General features: G+C 66.4%; 16 protein-coding genes. 11 read left to right on the top strand and 5 right to left on the bottom strand.

The window, feature by feature from the left end:
• Genes JEY66_RS02870 through JEY66_RS02885 form a run of 4 tightly spaced genes read left to right on the top strand, consistent with a single transcriptional unit; the run spans window position 1 to window position 3,663 of the window.
• Window positions 1-1,074, top strand: coding sequence for an ABC transporter ATP-binding protein (locus tag JEY66_RS02870; protein ID WP_018269121.1), 1,074 nt, complete (start codon window positions 1-3; stop codon window positions 1,072-1,074).
• Entirely contained in the window at window positions 1,071-1,280 is a 210-nt protein-coding gene (locus tag JEY66_RS02875; RefSeq protein WP_016846817.1) for a hypothetical protein, read from the top strand. Before JEY66_RS02870 ends, JEY66_RS02875 begins: the two co-directional genes overlap by 4 nt.
• Window positions 1,277-2,689: an Asp-tRNA(Asn)/Glu-tRNA(Gln) amidotransferase GatCAB subunit A gene (locus JEY66_RS02880; protein ID WP_016846816.1), complete on the top strand. Its 1,413-nt coding sequence runs from the start codon at window positions 1,277-1,279 to the stop codon at window positions 2,687-2,689. Before JEY66_RS02875 ends, JEY66_RS02880 begins: the two co-directional genes overlap by 4 nt.
• Entirely contained in the window at window positions 2,686-3,663 is a 978-nt protein-coding gene (locus JEY66_RS02885; RefSeq protein ID WP_018269120.1) for an ABC transporter ATP-binding protein, read from the top strand. The genes JEY66_RS02880 and JEY66_RS02885 overlap by 4 nt, the downstream gene beginning before the upstream one ends.
• Here JEY66_RS02885 and JEY66_RS02890 read toward each other — a convergent pair.
• A complete protein-coding gene (locus JEY66_RS02890; protein WP_016846815.1) occupies window positions 3,660-4,568 on the bottom strand; it encodes a LysR substrate-binding domain-containing protein in 909 nt (302 codons plus the stop codon). The two genes, JEY66_RS02885 and JEY66_RS02890, sit on opposite strands and share 4 nt — an antisense overlap.
• 110 nt (window positions 4,569-4,678) lie before the next feature.
• On the opposite strand from JEY66_RS02890, the gene JEY66_RS02895 reads away from it, so the two are divergent.
• The 3 genes from JEY66_RS02895 to JEY66_RS02905 all read left to right on the top strand — a co-directional run bounded on the left by JEY66_RS02895 (window position 4,679) and on the right by JEY66_RS02905 (window position 8,682).
• On the top strand, window positions 4,679-5,473 hold the full coding sequence (locus JEY66_RS02895; RefSeq protein ID WP_016846814.1) for an acyl-CoA thioesterase domain-containing protein: 795 nt from the start codon (window positions 4,679-4,681) through the stop codon (window positions 5,471-5,473).
• A gap of 150 nt (window positions 5,474-5,623) precedes the next feature.
• Window positions 5,624-7,375, top strand: a complete 1,752-nt coding sequence (locus tag JEY66_RS02900; RefSeq protein WP_016846813.1) for a type I secretion system permease/ATPase — start codon at window positions 5,624-5,626, stop codon at window positions 7,373-7,375.
• Entirely contained in the window at window positions 7,372-8,682 is a 1,311-nt protein-coding gene (locus tag JEY66_RS02905) for an HlyD family type I secretion periplasmic adaptor subunit (protein ID WP_018269119.1), read from the top strand. Before JEY66_RS02900 ends, JEY66_RS02905 begins: the two co-directional genes overlap by 4 nt.
• 184 nt (window positions 8,683-8,866) lie before the next feature.
• Here the strand turns inward: JEY66_RS02905 and JEY66_RS02910 are convergent, their stop codons facing one another.
• Window positions 8,867-9,349 (bottom strand): CinA family protein, encoded by a 483-nt coding sequence (locus tag JEY66_RS02910; protein WP_016846811.1) that lies wholly within the window; start codon window positions 9,347-9,349, stop codon window positions 8,867-8,869.
• Between the two features lie 173 nt (window positions 9,350-9,522).
• Between JEY66_RS02910 and JEY66_RS02915 the strand changes: the two genes are divergently transcribed.
• The 4 genes from JEY66_RS02915 (at window position 9,523) to JEY66_RS02930 (ending at window position 12,799) form a co-directional block, all read left to right on the top strand.
• Complete coding sequence (locus tag JEY66_RS02915) at window positions 9,523-10,599, top strand: amidohydrolase family protein (RefSeq protein ID WP_018269118.1); 1,077 nt, start codon at window positions 9,523-9,525, stop codon at window positions 10,597-10,599.
• The gene (locus tag JEY66_RS02920; RefSeq protein WP_016846809.1) at window positions 10,596-11,705 is read left to right on the top strand and encodes an amidohydrolase family protein; all 1,110 of its coding nucleotides are present in this window, start codon (window positions 10,596-10,598) and stop codon (window positions 11,703-11,705) included. The genes JEY66_RS02915 and JEY66_RS02920 overlap by 4 nt, the downstream gene beginning before the upstream one ends.
• 53 nt (window positions 11,706-11,758) lie before the next feature.
• On the top strand, window positions 11,759-12,172 hold the full coding sequence (locus JEY66_RS02925) for a Rieske (2Fe-2S) protein (RefSeq protein WP_016846808.1): 414 nt from the start codon (window positions 11,759-11,761) through the stop codon (window positions 12,170-12,172).
• A gap of 120 nt (window positions 12,173-12,292) precedes the next feature.
• A complete protein-coding gene (locus JEY66_RS02930; protein ID WP_210215182.1) occupies window positions 12,293-12,799 on the top strand; it encodes a class I SAM-dependent methyltransferase in 507 nt (168 codons plus the stop codon).
• A 39-nt stretch (window positions 12,800-12,838) separates the two neighbouring features.
• Here JEY66_RS02930 and tcuB read toward each other — a convergent pair whose 3' ends face one another.
• The 3 genes from tcuB to tcuC form a co-directional block, all read right to left on the bottom strand.
• Complete coding sequence (tcuB, locus tag JEY66_RS02935) at window positions 12,839-13,942, bottom strand: tricarballylate utilization 4Fe-4S protein TcuB (RefSeq protein WP_016846806.1); 1,104 nt, start codon at window positions 13,940-13,942, stop codon at window positions 12,839-12,841.
• Window positions 13,943-13,958: 16 nt separating this feature from the next.
• On the bottom strand, window positions 13,959-15,359 hold the full coding sequence (gene tcuA / locus JEY66_RS02940; protein ID WP_016846805.1) for an FAD-dependent tricarballylate dehydrogenase TcuA: 1,401 nt from the start codon (window positions 15,357-15,359) through the stop codon (window positions 13,959-13,961).
• Between the two features lie 128 nt (window positions 15,360-15,487).
• A complete protein-coding gene (gene tcuC / locus JEY66_RS02945; protein WP_016846804.1) occupies window positions 15,488-16,798 on the bottom strand; it encodes an MFS transporter in 1,311 nt (436 codons plus the stop codon).
• Window positions 16,799-16,884 lie beyond the last annotated feature (86 nt).

Below are 16,884 nucleotides of genomic sequence, written 5' to 3' on the forward strand. Positions count from 1 at the left end.
ATGAGCGACGCCAATCTCTCCGTCGATATGCTGGAGCCGGTCGCCGACATCGGCGGCGCCGCGCAGCCGCTGCTGCAGGTCAAGGGACTGACCAAGCACTTCCCGGTGCGCGGCGGGCTGTTCAGTCCGCGCAAGACCGTGCGCGCCGTCGACGACGTCACCTTCGCGGTCATGAAGGGCGAGACCGTCGGCATCGTCGGCGAATCCGGCTGCGGCAAATCGACCACCGCGCGGCTGTTGATGCACCTGATGGCACGCGATGCCGGCGACATCATCTATGACGGAAGGCAGGTCGGCCCGTCGCTCTCGCTGCGCGATTTGCGGCGCGGCGTGCAGATGGTGTTCCAGGACAGCTACGCCTCGCTCAACCCCCGCCTTACCATCGAGGAATCGATCGCCTTCGGGCCAAAGGTCCACGGCATGGCCGACGACACGGCACGGACGCTGGCGCGCGAGCTGCTCGGCAAGGTCGGCTTGCGGCCGGAGATTTTTGCCAACCGCTATCCGCACGAGGTGTCCGGCGGCCAGCGCCAGCGCGTCAATATCGCGCGCGCGCTCGCGCTGTCGCCGCGGCTCGTGATCCTCGATGAGGCGGTCTCCGCGCTCGACAAATCGGTCGAGGCGCAGGTGCTCAATCTGCTCGCCGACCTCAAACGCGAATTCGGCCTGACCTATCTCTTCATCAGCCACGATCTCAACGTCGTTCGCTACATCTCCGACCGCGTGCTGGTGATGTATCTCGGCGAGGTCGTCGAACTCGGCCCGGTCGATGCGGTCTGGGACGCGCCGGCGCATCCCTATACCCGCGCGCTGCTGGCGGCGATGCCGTCATCCGATCCCGACAAGCGCACCGAGGTGCCGCCGATCTCGGGCGATCCGCCCAATCCGATCGATCCGCCATCGGGCTGCCGGTTTCACACCCGTTGTCCGTTTGCGGAGCCGCTCTGCGCAAACGGCACGCCAAAACTCAGCGATCTCGATACAATGGGCCATCAAGCGGCGTGCTACATGGCCATTCCTGGCTCGGGGCACAGCCGCGCGCCGGCAAAAGCAAAAGGAGAAAACGCGGCATGACCAGACCCACGGCCAAGGATGTCAAGGTGATCGCGCACGTCGCCGACGTGCCCGCCGACGACGACGTCGCCACCCGGATCGCCAATTCGATCGGGCCGGCATTCGACGGCTTCGCACCGATCTCCGGCACGCTGCCCTTCGATCTCGAACCCGCGAGCTTCCTGCTGGCGCAGATCGCGCAGAAGATCGAGAAGGTGTCGAAATGAGCTCTGAACCGGCCCTGATGACGCTGACCGCGGTCGCCAAGGCGATCGCCGACAAGAAAGTTTCCTCGCATGAGGTGACGCGCGCCGTGCTGCATCGCATTGCGGAATGGCAGCCGCGCCTCAACGCCTATATGGCTGTTGAATCCGAGCAGGCGCTGGCCGCCGCCACCGAGGCCGATGCCGCGCTCGCCAAGGGCAATAGTCGCGGTGCGCTGCACGGCGTGCCGCTGGCGCACAAGGACATGTATTATGACGCCGGCAAGGTCGTGACCTGCGGCTCGCTGATTCGCCGCGACTTCGTGCCGAAGACGACTGCGACAGCCCTGCAGCGGCTGAAGGATGCCGGACAGGTCCGCCTCGGCTCGTTGCAGATGGTCGAGTTCGCCTATGGGCCGACCGGCCACAACGTGCATTACGGCGCGGTGCGCAATCCCTGGAACACCGAGCACATCACCGGCGGCTCGTCGTCGGGTTCGGGCTCGGCGGTTGCCGCGCGGCTGACCTTCGCGGCGCTCGGCTCCGACACCGGCGGCTCGGTGCGCATGCCCGCGCATTTCTGCGGCGTCACCGGCCTGAAGACGACGGTCGGCCGCGTCAGCCGCGCCGGCGCGATGCCGCTGTCGCAGTCGCTCGATACGGTCGGCCCGCTGGCGCAGACCGCGGAGGACTGCGCGCTGCTGCTCGGCCTGATGGCCGGCGCGGACCCTGAGGACCTGACAGCGTCGACGCAGCCGGTGCCGGACTACTTGGCGGCGACCAAGCAGTCGCTGAAGGGCCTGAAGATCGGCGTGCCGACGGCGTTCTATGTCGACGACCTCGATCCTGAGGTGGCGCGTATCCTCGACGAGACCGTCGCCACCTTGAAGAAAGAGGGCGCCGAGATCGTCAAGGTCGAGCTGCCCGATCAGCGCCAGCTCTCTTCGGCATCGCAACTGGTGCTCGCGGTCGAGGCCGCCGCCTTCCACAAGCGCTGGATGATCGAGCGGCCACAGGATTACGGCGCGCAGGTCTTGATGCGGCTGCAGAACGGGCTGACCATTCCGGCGGTCACCTATCTCGAGGCGATGCGCTGGCGCGGCCCCGCGCTCGCCGCGCACAACGCGGCGGTCAACGGGGTCGATGCGGTCATTGCGCCGTCGTCGCCGGTGCCGGCGCCGACGATCGCGGAGAGCGATGTCGGCAATGGACCGGGCGCCGACGCGGTGCTGCAGCGCCTGACGCGGTTCACCCGCCCGGTCAACTATCTCGGCCTGCCGTCGCTGTCGATTCCCTCCGGCTTCACCAAGACGGGTCTGCCGGTCGGCATGCAGCTGATCGGCCGCTCCTTCGAGGAAGCGGTTCTGCTCCGGATCGGCGCCGCGTTCCAGCGCGCGACCGATTTCCACGCCAGGGTGCCCAAGCTCGCATGACCAACCTCGTCGAGATCGACAACCTCAACATCCGCTTCACCGGCGATCGCACGGTCCATGCCGTGAACGATCTCAGCCTACAGCTCGGCGAGGGCGAGGTGTTGGGGCTGCTGGGCGAGTCCGGCTCGGGCAAGAGCGTGACGCTGCGCGCGTTGATGCGGCTGCTGCCGAAGAAGCGCACGCAGATCTCCGGCAGCGTCAAGGTGCTGGGCCAGCAGGTGCTGGCGATGGACGACGAGGCGCTGTCCGCATTCCGCGGCCAGACCGTCTCGATGATCTTCCAGGAGCCGGCGCTGGCGCTCGATCCGGTCTACACCATCGGCCGCCAGATCGCGGAGACGGTGATGCGCCACGAGGGCAAGAGCGAGCGCGAGGCGACGGCCCGCGCGCTTGAAATGCTCGAGGTGGTGCGGATCCCCTCCGCGAAACGGCGGCTGGACTCCTATCCGCACGAAATGTCGGGCGGCATGCGCCAGCGTGCGATGATCGCGCTGGCGCTGGCCTGCAAGCCGAAGATCCTGCTCGCGGACGAGCCGACCACGGCGCTCGATGCCACCGTCCAGATCCAGATCCTGCTGCTGCTGCGCGAGCTGCAGCGCGAGTTCGGCATGTCGGTGATCTTCGTCACCCACGACATTGGCGTCGCGATCGAGATCTGTGATCGCGTCGCGGTGATGTATGCCGGCCAGATCGTCGAGCAGGGCGCCCTGCGCGACATCGTGCGCTCGCCGGTGCATCCCTATGCAAAGGGTTTGCTGGCCTCGACCATTCACGGCGCGATGCGCGGCCAGCGGCTGGAGACGATCCCGGGCACGCCGCCCTCGCTCGATCACGCGCCGGCCAGTTGCTCCTTTGCACCGCGCTGCAAGTTCGCCGAGCCGCGCTGCAGCGAGCGCTTGCCGCCGGTCGTGCAGGTCGCTCCCGGCCGTTTGGCACGGTGCATCCTGGCCGAGCCGGCGTCCGCCACGGTTTAGCTCGCGCGGGCGACCGCGTCCGTGATCCAGCGCCGCACCGCGGCGATGCGGCGGTCCCGCGCCTGCTCGGTGCGGGAGACCAGGTAGATCGTCTCGCTGTATGCGGCCTCGAACGCAAACGGCGCCACCAGCCGCTTGCCGAAGCCCGGCCGTACCTTGATCAGGGGCGCGATCGCAATCGCGACGCCGAGCCCGTGTTCGGCGGCCTCCAGCATCGCCGGCACGCTGTCGAGCCACAGATGTCCGCGCGGAGCGAGATTCGGCAGCCCGGCCTCCTTCAGCCAGGCCGGCCACGCCCGCGGCTGCGTCGTGACATGGATCAGCACCTCGCGCGACAGGTCCGCAGGGGTCCGAAGACCTGCCTTGACCAGTGCCGGCGTACAGACCGGCATTCCTTTGACCTGCACCAGCGGCTCGACCTTCAGCCCGGCGGCGTGTTCCCGCCCGTAGCGGATCGCCACATCGACGCGCGATCCGTTGAAGTCGGCATATTGGTGGGTGGCCTCGATCCGCAGCGTCAGTTGCGGATGGCGCCGCTTGAACTCCGGCAGCGCCGGCAGCAGCACGGCGCTGGTGAAGAACGGCAATGAGCTGATCCAGAGCTCGCCGCTGGCCTCGCCGCGTTGCCGCAGCATGTCCCGGCTCGCCTCCTGCAGCGTCGCCAGCGCGGCCGACACTTTTGCAAGGTAGCGCTCGCCGTCGGCGGTCAACCGCACCTGGCGCGCGCCGCGGACGAACAGCTTGGTGCCGAACTGCTCCTCCAGCCCGCGGATCTGGTGGCTGATCGCCGACGGGCTCAGCGACAGGTCTCGCGCGGCGCGCCGGAAGCTGAGTTGCGTGGCCGCGCGCTCGAAGGCGAGCAGCGCCGGCAGCGGCGGGATCACCCGCGGATCGGGGGCATCCAATGGGTGAATCCTGCTCACCTGAAGTGATGAATGGCCTTTTGTCATGGCCGCTATTCTTGGATCAGATTGGCCGAACGCTCAATCCTGCTCATCTCAGGGGATCATTCGCCTTGGCCATTTTCGAACCGCTCGCCACGCCCCATCACTGGAAGCCCGCGGCGCTGGCGGCCGGGCCGTTCACGGGCCTCCAGGGCGGGGCGGTCGCAAGCCTGCTGACCGGCGAGGTCGAGGCCATGGCCGGCGCGCGCAACTGGGGCACCGCGATCTCGGCGGCGGCCTGGTTCCTGCGGCCGACGCCAATGGCGGAACTGCGCACGCAGGTTACCGTGGTGACCGAGGGCGGCCGGGTCAGCGTCGTCGACAACACGCTCTGGCCGGCCGGTGAGGAGCAACCCTGCGCGACGGTGCGCGTGACGCTGTCGCGCGAGCGTGCCGTCGAGGTCCCGGGGTTTTGCGGGAGCGCGGCCGATCCGGTGGATCCCACGGCATTTCCGTTGCGCAACCTGCGTGCCGTCCATGGCCGCAGCTGGTTCATGGATGCGATGGAAGCCCGTGCCGGGGGCGATGTCGCCTGGTTTCGCTTGCATCACGCCGTAATTGCGGACGCCGGCCCATTGGCGCGGGTGCTCGGCCCGGCTGACTGGACCCACGGCATCGCGCGCCCGGTCCAGAACGCGGTGGCCGACCCCAATCCGAACCTCGCGGTGCAGCTGTTCAGGCCGCCGCGGGGCGCGTGGATCGGCGTTCGCGCCGAGGCGCGCTGGCGACCGGAGGCCGGGCTCGGCGTCGGCAGCGGGGTCTTGCTCGATGTCGATGGCGAGATCGGCCGGGTCTCGATGTCGGTCATTCTCGTGCCGTTTCCGGGAAGCGCGCCCGCGCGCGGCCAGGGTTCCGCGGCCGGTTAACCCTAATTTATTCCGTCAACTGTCGGTGCGATCACAAAAATGGGCCGCGAACCATGCTTTGGTTCGCGCGACTTAAAATGGACGGTGGTCGCAAACGTCTATACAACGTGGTGATCACGTAACTCTTTTGTTTTGCAGAGATCAGTTTTTATGGCAGCCGCGCCCGCTGTCCGGCGTTCCGAACTGGCTGAGGCGCTGCGCGCTTGCCGCAGCGCCTTTATCGGCGTCGGCCTCATCAGTTGCATGATCAACCTGCTGTACCTGACAGGTTCGATGTTCATGCTGCAAGTCTACGACCGGGTGCTGCCGAGCCGCAGCGTTCCCACCCTGGTCGGCCTCGTGGCCATCGCCGCGGTCCTCTACATCGCCCAGGGCGTGCTCGATCTGCTGCGTGGACGAATCCTCGGCCGCGTCGGCACCTCACTCGACGAAGCGCTCAACGCACGGGTGTTCGACACCGTCGTGCGGCTGCCGCTGATGGCGGGCAATCGCAGCGAAGGCCTGCAGCCGCTGCGCGACCTCGACAATGTGCGCTCCTTCCTCGGCAGCATGGGTCCCGGCGCCTTCTTCGATCTGCCCTGGCTGCCGTTCTACATGGTGATCTGCTTTGCTTTCCATTGGCTGCTTGGCGTCACGGCGCTGGTCGGCGCGATCATCCTGGTGACGCTGACGCTGATCACCGAATACTTGTCGCGCACGCCGGCCAAGGAAGCGATGACGCTCGCGGCGCGGCGCAACGATCTTGCCGCCTCCAGCCGCCGCAATGCCGAGGTGCTGGTGGCGATGGGCATGGCCGGCCGCATGAACAAGCGCTGGAACGAGGCCAACGAGGAATACCTGTCCGGCAACCAGCGTGCGAGTGACGTCACCGGCGGGCTCGGTGCGGTCGCCAAGGTGCTGCGCATGATGCTGCAGTCCGCCGTGCTGGCGGTCGGCGCCTATCTCGTGATCCATCAGGAGGCCACCGGCGGCATCATCATCGCCGGCTCGATCCTGAGCGCGCGGGCGCTGGCGCCGGTCGATCTCGCGATCGCGCATTGGAAGGGCTTCGTCGCCGCGCGGCAGAGCTGGCAGCGGCTCAACCGTCTGCTGCAGCAGATGCCGGCACGCCCCGAGCAGACGCTGTTGCAGGCACCGGAGAAGAAGCTTTCGGTCGAAGCCGTGACCATGGTCGCGCCGGGCGACCAGCGCGCCATCGTGCAGGATATCACCTTCGCCGTCGAGGCCGGCAGCGGCGTCGGCGTGATCGGCCCGAGCGGCTCCGGCAAGTCGTCGCTGATCCGGGCGCTGGTCGGCGTCTGGATGCCGGCGCGGGGCAAGGTACGGCTCGACGGCGCCGCGCTCGACCAGTGGTCGTCGGACCAGCTCGGCCGTCATGTCGGCTATTTGCCGCAGGACGTCGAACTGTTCGCCGGTACGGTCGCGCAGAACATCTGCCGGTTCGATCCCGAGGCCAAGTCGGACGGCATCATCGCGGCGGCCAAGGAGGCCGGCGTGCATGAGATGATCATCAAGATGCGCGAGGGCTACGACACCCAGGTCGGCGAGCAGGGCACCGCGCTCTCCGCCGGCCAGGCGCAACGCGTGGCGCTGGCGCGTGCGCTGTACGGCAATCCGTTCCTGATCGTGCTGGATGAGCCGAACTCCAATCTCGACAGCGAAGGCGACGAGGCCCTGACCCGCGCGGTGCGCGGCGCCCGCGAGCGCGGCGCGGTCGTCATCGTGGTTGCGCACCGGCCGATCGGCATCGAGGGCGTCGACCATCTGCTGGTACTGAAGGACGGACGCATGCAGACCTTCGGGCCGAAGGAGGCCGTGCTTGCGCAGGTGCTGCAGCGTGCCGCGCCGCCGGTGCCGACGCCGATCAAGATCGTCGCGGATGCGGGAGCCGCCAAGTCATGACCGATCAACCGCGCAACGCACATCGCTCGATCCGCAAGCATCTGATCGTCGGCCTCGCCGTGGTTCTGGTTCTCGGTGGCGGCGTCGGCGGCTGGGCGGCAACGGTGCCGATCTCGGGCGCGCTGATCGCGCCGGGCTCGGTGGTGGTCGAATCCAACGTCAAGAAGGTGCAGCATCCGACCGGCGGCGTGGTCGGCGAGGTGCGGGTGCGCGACGGCGACGTGGTCAAGGCGGGCGACATCGTCGTGCGCCTCGACGAGACCGTCGTGAAGGCCAGCCTCGCGATCGTGGTCAAGACGCTGAACGGTCTTTATGCGCGCGCGGCCCGGCTCGAGGCCGAGCAGCAGGGCCGCGACAAGATCGCTTTCCCGCCGCAGCTGCTCGAGCAGGCCAAGGAGCCGGACGTTCGCGACATCATGGCGAGCGAAACCAAGCTGTTCGAGGTCCGCGTCAACGGCCGCACCGGCCAGAAGGCGCAGCTGCGCGAGCGCGTCACCCAGCTCAACGAGGAGATCTCCGGCCTGCAGGCGCAGGAGAGCGCCAAGGACAAGGAGATCGCGCTGGTGCAGCAGGAGCTGGTCGGCGTCCGCCAGCTCTATGAGCAGCATCTGGTGCAGCTGACCCGCCTGACCACGCTCGAGCGCGACGCGGCGCGGCTCTCCGGCGAGCGCGCGCAGTACATCGCCTCGCGCGCGCAGGCCAAGGGCAAGATCACCGAGACCGAGTTGCAGATCATCCAGGTCGACAAGGACATGCTGTCGGAGGTCTCGAAGGACCTGCGCGAGACCAATGACAAAATCGGCGAGTTCGTCGAGCGCAAGGTGACCGCCGAGGACCAGCTCCGCCGCATCGATATCCGCGCGCCGCAGGACGGCGTGGTGCTGCAGTCGACCGTGCACACCGTCGGCGGCGTCATCACGGCGGGCGACGCCATCATGATGATCGTGCCGAAGGCCGACGATCTGTCGGTCGAGGCCAAGGTAAATCCGCAGGACATCGACAAGCTGCAGGTCGGACAGAAGACCGTGCTGCGGCTCTCCGCGTTCAACCAGCGCACCACGCCGGAGCTGAACGGCGTCGTCACCCGCGTCTCCGCCGACGTCACCACCGACCAGCGCACCGGGCAGAGCTATTACACCATCCGCGTCTCGATGCCGCCGGAAGAAGTCGCGCGCCTCGGCAGCGAGGTGAAGATCATCCCGGGCATGCCGGTGGAAGCCTTCGTGCAGACCGGCGACCGCACCATGCTGTCCTATCTGATGAAGCCGATGAGCGACCAGTTCATGCGCTCGTTCCGCGAGAAGTGAGCCGCGCGCTATCCGGAGTTGACCCGTCATCCTGAGGAGCCTGCGCAGCAGGCGTCTCGAAGGATGCACGGCCCCGTGGTGGCCGTCGATCCTTCGAGACGCGCTTCGCGCTCCTCAGGATGACGGGGAGAGATTGAGCTCTTAGGCGCCGATCCGGCATCGTCGGGTGCGTCCGCGTGAGCGATTACTGTTCCAGATTCTTCAACAACAGCTCCAGCGCCGCCTTGGCAAATGCCTGCATGTTCGCCTGCCGGTCGCCGCTCGCGGTCTCCAGCGTGATTACCTGCTGCCGGGGGCCTGCGACCGCCATGCAGCTGTGGCCGGCGGCATCGCCGTAGCGGTTGCCGGTCGGGCCGGCGGCACCGGTCTCCGACAATCCCCAGTCGGTTGCGAGGCGCTCGCGGATCTGCCGCGCCAGCAATTGCGCGTAGGGTTCCGACGACGAACGGAGCCCGCGCATGGCATCGTCGGAAATATCCATCAGCGCGCGCCGCGCGCCGCGGGTGTAGATCACGCCGCCGCCGAGGAAATAGGCCGACGCGCCGGGAACCGCGAGCAGCGATGCGGAGATCAGTCCGCCGGTCGAGGATTCCGCGACCGCGATCGTCTGCTTGTTCGCGATCAGTTTTGCGGCGACCTGTTCGGCGATGGATGTGAGCGCGTTCATCGGCCTTCTTCCTCGTTGCTTGCCATGAAAATCCCGTGGGGCGTTCTGCCTTCCTAGCACAGCACGCAGGCCCTTGCCGAGTTGCAGGCCGCGGCATGGCCTGCTTGAATGCGAGCCAAGAACCAAGCGCCGCCCGACAAGCTTGTCGTGAGAGCGTGCGCGGAGGAAACATCATGACGTCGCCGATCGCGGGCGGCGTGGATTGCGATCTGCATCCCGCCGTACCTCACCTCACCAGCCTGCTGCCGTACATGAACGACTACTGGCGCGACCAGGTGACGACGCGCGGCATGACCGACCTGATCTCGCAATCCTATCCGACCAATTCGCCGATCTCGTCGCGGCCGGACTGGCGTCCCGCGCAGGGCAAGCCGGGCTCGAGCCTTGCGGACATGCAGCGCCAGGCGCTCGACAGGTTCGGCACGGCCTACGGCATCTGCAATCCGCTCTACGGCGTGCAGATGGTGTTCTCCGAGGACATGGCCGATGCGTTCTGCCGCGCGCTGAACGACTGGCTGGTCAAGGAATGGCTCGACAAGGACGATCGCCTGCGCGGCTCGATCGTGATCCCGGTGCAGAGCATCGAGAAGGCGGTCGCCGAGATCGAGCGCTGTGCGCAGGACAAGCGCTTCGTACAGGTGCTGATGCTCGTGATGGGCGACATGCCGCTCGGCAAGCGCCACTATTGGCCGATCTACGCCGCGGCGGAACGGCTCGGCCTGCCGGTCGGCATCCATGCCGGCAGCGCCTATCACAATCCGCCGACCTCGGTCGGCTGGGGCTCCTATCACATCGAGGATTATGTCGCGCAGGCGCAGGCGTTCCAGACCCAGCTCACCAGCCTGATCGTCGAGGGCGTGTTCGCGCGCCATCCGAACCTGAAAATGGTGATGCTGGAGTCCGGCTTCACCTGGCTGCCGCCATTCCTGTGGCGGCTGCACAAGTTCTGGCGCGGCGTGCGCATGGAGACCCCGTGGGTCGACCGCGCGCCGCTGGAGATTGTGCGCAGCAACATCCGCTTCTCGCTGCAGCCGGTCGATGCGCCGCCGGACGGAGACACGCTGAACCGCTTGTTCGACCATATGCAGTCGGACGAATTGATCCTATTCTCATCAGATTATCCGCATTGGCAGTTCGACGGTGACGAGGTGCTGCCGCAGGGGTTGTCGCAGGATCTGGTACGCAAGATCATGATCGATAATCCGCATGCGACCTATGGCCGGCTCAAGGTGAAGGAGATGACGCCATGAACATCCAGCTCCGCGAGCGTCCCGAAACCGCATCGCCGACCGGCGTCAAGACCGCGATCGCCGACTGCGACATCCATCCGGCCCGCGCCACCAAGGACGAGCTGTATCCGTATCTCGAAAAACGCTGGCACGCGCATCTCGAGACCTTCGGCGTCCATGCCTATCAGGGCATGATGGAAGGCCCACCCTATCCGAAGGCGCAGCCGAATGCGTCGCGCCGCGATGCCTATCCGCCGGAAGGCGGCCCGCAGGGCTCGTCGCTGTCCTTCATGCAGAAGCAGCACCTCGATCCCAACAATGTCGCGCTCGGCGTGCTCAACCCGCTCAACACCGGGCAGGGCATCCGCAACCAGGATCTCGCCGGCGCGATCTGCTCCGCCATCAACGATTGGCAGATTGAGAAGTGGACCAGCAAGGACTCGCGGCTGAAAGGCTCGGTCGTCGTCGCCAATGAGGATGGCATGTCGGCCGCCGCCGAAATTCGCAAGCGCGCGGGCGACAAGAATTTCGTCCAGGTGCTGCTGCTGAGCCGCAATGTCGAGCCGCTCGGCCAGCGCCGTTACTGGCCGATCTATGAGGCGGCGCAGGACGCCGGCCTTCCGATCGGCGTGCACGCCTTCGGCTTCGGCGGCAACCCGATTACCGCGTCGGGATGGCCGAGCTACTATATCGAGGAGATGGTCGGGCATTCGCAGTGCCAGCAGACCGCGCTGGCGAGCCTCGTGCTCGAGGGCGTGTTCGAACGCTTCCCGAAATTGAAGATGGTGATGGTCGAGGCCGGGTTCGGCTGGGCCCCGTCGCTGGCCTGGCGGCTCGACAAGGTGTTTTCGCGGCTGCATGCCGAAGTGCCGCATCTGAAGCGCAAGCCGTCGGAATATATCCGCGACCACATCTGGTGGACGACGCAGCCGATGGAGGATCCGGAGAGCCGCGACCATCTGTTCCAGACCATCGAGTGGATCGGCTGGGACAGACTGTTGTTCGCGACCGATTATCCGCATTGGGATTACGACGAGCCGTCGCGCGTGCTGCCGGCCGGCGTCAGCGATGCCAATCGCCAGGCGTTCTATCTCGACAACGCCAGGCAGCTGTACGGTATCGCATGATCCGAAAAAGTGGGAACCGGTTTTTCGAATCAGATCATGCGTGAGAACGATTGATGGCGCGTCATGTGATCGCCCCGGTGGACGAGCTGCCGCCGGGCTCGCGAAAATTCCTCGAGATCGACGGACGGCCGATCGCGGTCTTCAACGTCAAGGGCGAGTTTTTCGGCCTGCTGAACCGCTGCCCGCATCAGGGCGCGGCGCTGTGCGAGGGGCCGCTGATCGGGCTCGCCTCATCGTCCGACCCCGGCGAGATCGAATATACGAAGCTCGGCGAAATCCTGCGCTGCCCCTGGCACGGCTGGGAATTCGATATCCGCACCGGCCAGTCCTATTGCGACCCGCGCCGCTTCCGCGTGCGCGCCTATCCGGTCAGCGTCGAGCCGGGCACCAATGTGGTGAAGGGGCCGTATGTCGCCGAGACCATCAAGGTCGCGGTGGAGAGCGACTACGTGGTGGTGGATTTGTAGCCGCGACCGTCCCGAAACCCTGTTCACCGGAGATGGCAATCGGTGAGCGTCATGCAAAGCATACTCTTGCGGGCGTTTGGCCGTCCTCGGGGTCTCCTGGGCAGGCTCGGCGGCATGATCATGGCGCGCACCAATGCCGATTGCGGCGCGTGGGTCGCAGATCGCCTCGAGGTCGGACCTGATGACAGCGTGCTCGAGATCGGGTTTGGTCCGGGCGCCGTCATTCATCGCCTGTCGATATTGGTGCCGGCGGGACGCATCGCGGGCATCGATCCGTCGCAGGAGATGGTCGGGCAAGCTCGCGCCCGGAACGTGGCCGCGATCGAGGATGGTCGTGTCGAGCTTCGGCTTGGCTCCGTTGAGCGCATGCCATTCGATGCGGATAGCTTCGACAAGGTGCTGGCGATCAACTCGATGCAAGTCTGGCCGGACGCCGTCGCCGGGCTACGGGAGGTCCGGCGCGTGATGAAGCCGAGCGGCAGGATCGCACTCGGCTTTACGCGCTACTCCGGACAGCCCAAGGAAGGGGTGGCGGAAAAGTTGGCAGCAGCCGGCTTCTCGCAGGCTCGGCTGGTCGAGACAGATGAGTGGTTCTGCGCTCTGGCGACAAAGCCCGATGCAGGATGAGTTCGCAAGCCGGGCTACGCTGCGCTAACCCTCCGCCATTCATTCCGTCATCATCTGCCGTTCCCGCGCATAGCGCACCAGCGCGACGAAGCGGTAGATGCCGTGCACGAATTTTCCGTAGGGCATGGTGATGAACAGCGCGAACACCACGCCGAGATGCAGCGCCAGCAGCGGGCCCATCGCGGCGGTCTCGCGCCACAGCAGCAGGGCGAGGCCGGTAATGCTGGTCAGGAACAGCATCAGGATGAACGCGGTGTCCATGCCCATGCGCTGCTCGTCGACCAGCACGCGGTCGCGCTTCCATTTCTCCGACAGGAGTCCGAGCGGGCCGACCACGAGCCCGACGCCGCCGAGCGTGCCGAGCACCACGGGCAGGTCCCACCACGCATAGGGCGCCTCGCGCGCCAGGAGGTAATGATACAGCGTGCCGACGCAGGTCGCGGCGAAGCACAGCGCGAAGCCATAGAAGGTGAAGTGGTGATACAGCTTGCGGCGGTCGGTCGGCTGGTCGTCCTCGTTGAAGCAGCCGACACCGCCGCCGTCGAGATAGCGCAGCTCGCCGGCGTCGCGGACCGCCTGCAACAACGCCTTCGCATCCGTCGTCATGCCGACCGGCTCGCCGATGTCGCGCCAGAACGCGCGCACGCCCATCACCAGCGCCAGGATCGCGTAGAGCAGGGCGGCGCCGAACAGCAGCGCCATCGCATTGTGCGGCATCAGTTTGTAGAACGCGCCGGGACCGGTGTGGATGCCGGTGAGCTCGCCGCGATCATTGACCGCGGCGAAGCCGAAGATGAAGGCGGCGACGCTGAGCGCTGCGATCAGGCTGATGACGAGGCCGTTGCGCGCGAACGCGCCGGCAAAGGCGCGGGGCCAGGCATAGGCGGCATAGGATTCGGCGCGCGCGACCGCGAGCGTCTTCGGTACATTGACGTTGAATTCGTGCGGCGGCGAGAACTGGCAGTCGGTGTAGCAGGCGCCGCAGCCATGGCAGAGGTTGGCGAGGTAGTTGAGATCGCCGTCGGAGAAGGCGCGGCGCATCTCCATCGCGGGAAACACCGCGCACAGGCCCTCGCAATAGCGGCAGGAATTGCATACCGTCATCAGACGGTCGGCTTCCTGCAAGATCCTCGTCCCGTGCATCGCGTCAGTCCCGCCTTCAGTTCCGCGCATTCCTGGCTGCTTCCCGGCCGGCGACGCGGCCGAACACGCTGCCGATGGTCATGCCGATGCCGGCGGCATAGCCCTTGCCGAGCACGTTGCCGGCCATGATCTCGCCGGCGGCGAACATGTTGGCGGACGGCTTGCCGTCCTTCATCAGCATCCGCGCCTCTCGGTTCACGCGGGTGCCGAGATAGGTGAAGGTGATGCCCGGCCGCACCGGATAGGCAAGATAGGGCGGCGTCTCGATCCGGCGCGCCCAATGCGTCTTCGGTGGCGTGATGCCTTGGGTAGCGCAGTCGTCGAGGATGGTGTGGTCGAAGGTGCCGGGCTGCACTGCGGCGTTGAACGCGGTGATGGTCTTTTCCAGCGCGGCCGCGTCGAGCTCGAGCTTGCCGGCGAGCTCGGCAATCGTCGCGCCCGCAATCGGCGGAAACAGCGTCGGCATGAAGCTCGTCACCACGGTCGAGTCGAAGATGATGTAGGCGATCTGGTCCGGCTGCGCGGCGACCAGCCGCCCCCAGATCGCATAGCGCTTCGGCCAGATGTCCTCGCCCTCGTCGTAGAAGCGCTCGGCGTGCTTGTTGACGACGATGCCGAACACGACCGAGTCGTGGCGCGTAATGATGCCGCCGTCGAATTTCGGCGCGCGCGCGTCGATCGCCACCGCATGGCATTGCGTCGGATCGCCGATCTCCTGCACGCCCTTGGCGAGCAGCATCTTGAGGATAGCTCCGCGATTATAGGGCGTGCCGCGGATCAGGAAATTGTCGGCCGCATCACCCCAGGATTCCTTCAGCCATTCGATGTTGGCCTCGAAGCCGCCGGCGGCCGCGACCAGGGTCGAGGCGCGGACTTCGGTCTTGCCGCCGACCGGCTGCTTCAGCTGCGCCGAAAGGAACATGCCGTCCTCGACCGTGAGGTCGATGACTTCGGCATCGTAGAGGATGTCGACGCCGAGTTCCTCGGCGGTGCGATAGAGCGCGTTCAGCATCGCGCGGCCGCCGCCGAGGAAGAACGAGTTGGTGCGGCCAAGGCTCAGCGTGCCGCCGAGTGACGGCTGCCAGCGCACACCCTGCTCGACGATCCAGTTCAGGATGTCCTTGGATTCGTGGATCATGAAGCGGGCCAGTTCCTCGTCGGTCTGGCCGCCGGTCACCAGCAGCAAATCGTTCCAGAATTCCTCCTCGGTGTAGGGGCCGGTGAGGATCTCGGTCGCCGCGTCATGGGCGCAGCGCATGTTGCGGGTGTGGCGGGTGTTGCCGCCGCGATAGAATTTCGGGGCGCCTTCCAGCACCAGCACCGAGGCGCCGGCGCGCCGTGCGCTGATCGCAGCGCACAGCGCGGCGTTGCCGCCGCCGATCACCAGGACCTCGAACCTGCGCGTCAGATCAACCATGCGTTCTTGTTATCGTTGTTGGCATGGAAAGCAACACGGCCGGGCGCATGAGCATGATCCGGAAAAGCGTGTCGCGATTTTCCGGAGAAGTCATGCCCAGCGAGCCCGCCCGGCCGCGAAGTGGAATATCAGGCCGCAACCGTCTCGCGCTGCTCGATGGTCTGGCCGCCACGATAGACGATCAGCGCGGCGACGATGCCGAGCGCTGCGGCGCACATCAGCCAGTAGCCGGGCGAAGCCTTGTCACCGGTCTGCTGGATCAGCCAGGTCGAGGCGAACGGCGTGAAGGTGCCGAACAGCCCGGCCGCCAGTGCAAAGGCCAGCGAGAAGCAGGTGGTGCGGACATGCGCCGGCACGATCTCGACCAGGCAGCCCAGCATGGTGCCGCTGTAGACGCCGAAATAGAACGAGAACATCATCTCGACCGCCAGCATCTTGCCGAACGACGGATTGGTCACCAGCCAGTGCAGCGCCGGATAGGCCGTGATGAGGGACAGGCCGGCGATCGCCAGCAGCACCGGCTTGCGGCCGATCCGGTCGGACACCGCGCCGCCGACCGGATTCCAGATGAAGTTGGTCACCGCAACCAGCAGCGTCACCAGCAGCGCATCCTGGGTCGAGAGCTTCAGCACGGTCTTGCCAAAGGTCGGCGTGTAGACGGTGACGAAGTAGAAGGTGGTGGTGGTGAGCACCGCGATCATCATGCCGAGCACGACGATGCGCCAGTTCGCGATCGCCGAGGCAAACACCTCGCTCGCGGTCGGATGCTTCTTCATCGCGAGGAACGCCGGGGTCTCCTCCAGCGTCCGGCGCAGGAAGAAGATCACCGGGATGATCAGGCAGCCGACGAAGAACGGGATGCGCCAGCCCCAGGAGGCAACGGTCGCGGCCGGCATGCTCTCGCTGAGGACGAAGCCGAGGATCGAGGCGACGAAGATCGCGACCTGCTGGCTCGCCGACTGGAACGAGGTGTAGAAGCCGCGATTGCCGGGCGTGGCGATCTCCGCGAGATAGACCGAGACGCCGCCGAGCTCGACGCCGGCGGAGAAGCCCTGCAGCAGGCGCGCGATCAGCACGATGATCGGCGCCGCAATGCCGATGGTCGCATAGCTCGGGCAGAGCGCGATCACCACGGTGCCGATAGCCATGATCGACAGCGTCACGATCAGGCCCTTGCGGCGGCCGATGCGGTCGATATAGGCGCCGAGCACGACGGCGCCGACCGGGCGCATCAAGGCGCCGAGCCAGAACACGCCGAACGCGTTGAGCAGCGCCGCGGTCTCGTTCTCGGAGGGGAAGAAGGCCTTCGCAATCGCCTGGGCATAGAAACCGAACAGGAAGAAGTCGAACTGCTCGAGGAAATTGCCGCTGGTCGCGCGCAGGATGGCGCCAAGACGCGATTTGATCTGCGGGACTTGCGATGAACTCGACTGCGACATAACGCCCTTTCCTCCCCATGACGAAACGGCCGGCGCAAATTGTCTCGCCGGCCGAAGCAGTTAACTGCCATGTGCGGCAATTTGGC

The sequence above is a fragment of the Bradyrhizobium elkanii USDA 76 genome (assembly GCF_023278185.1).
Lineage (GTDB): Bacteria > Pseudomonadota > Alphaproteobacteria > Rhizobiales > Xanthobacteraceae > Bradyrhizobium > Bradyrhizobium elkanii.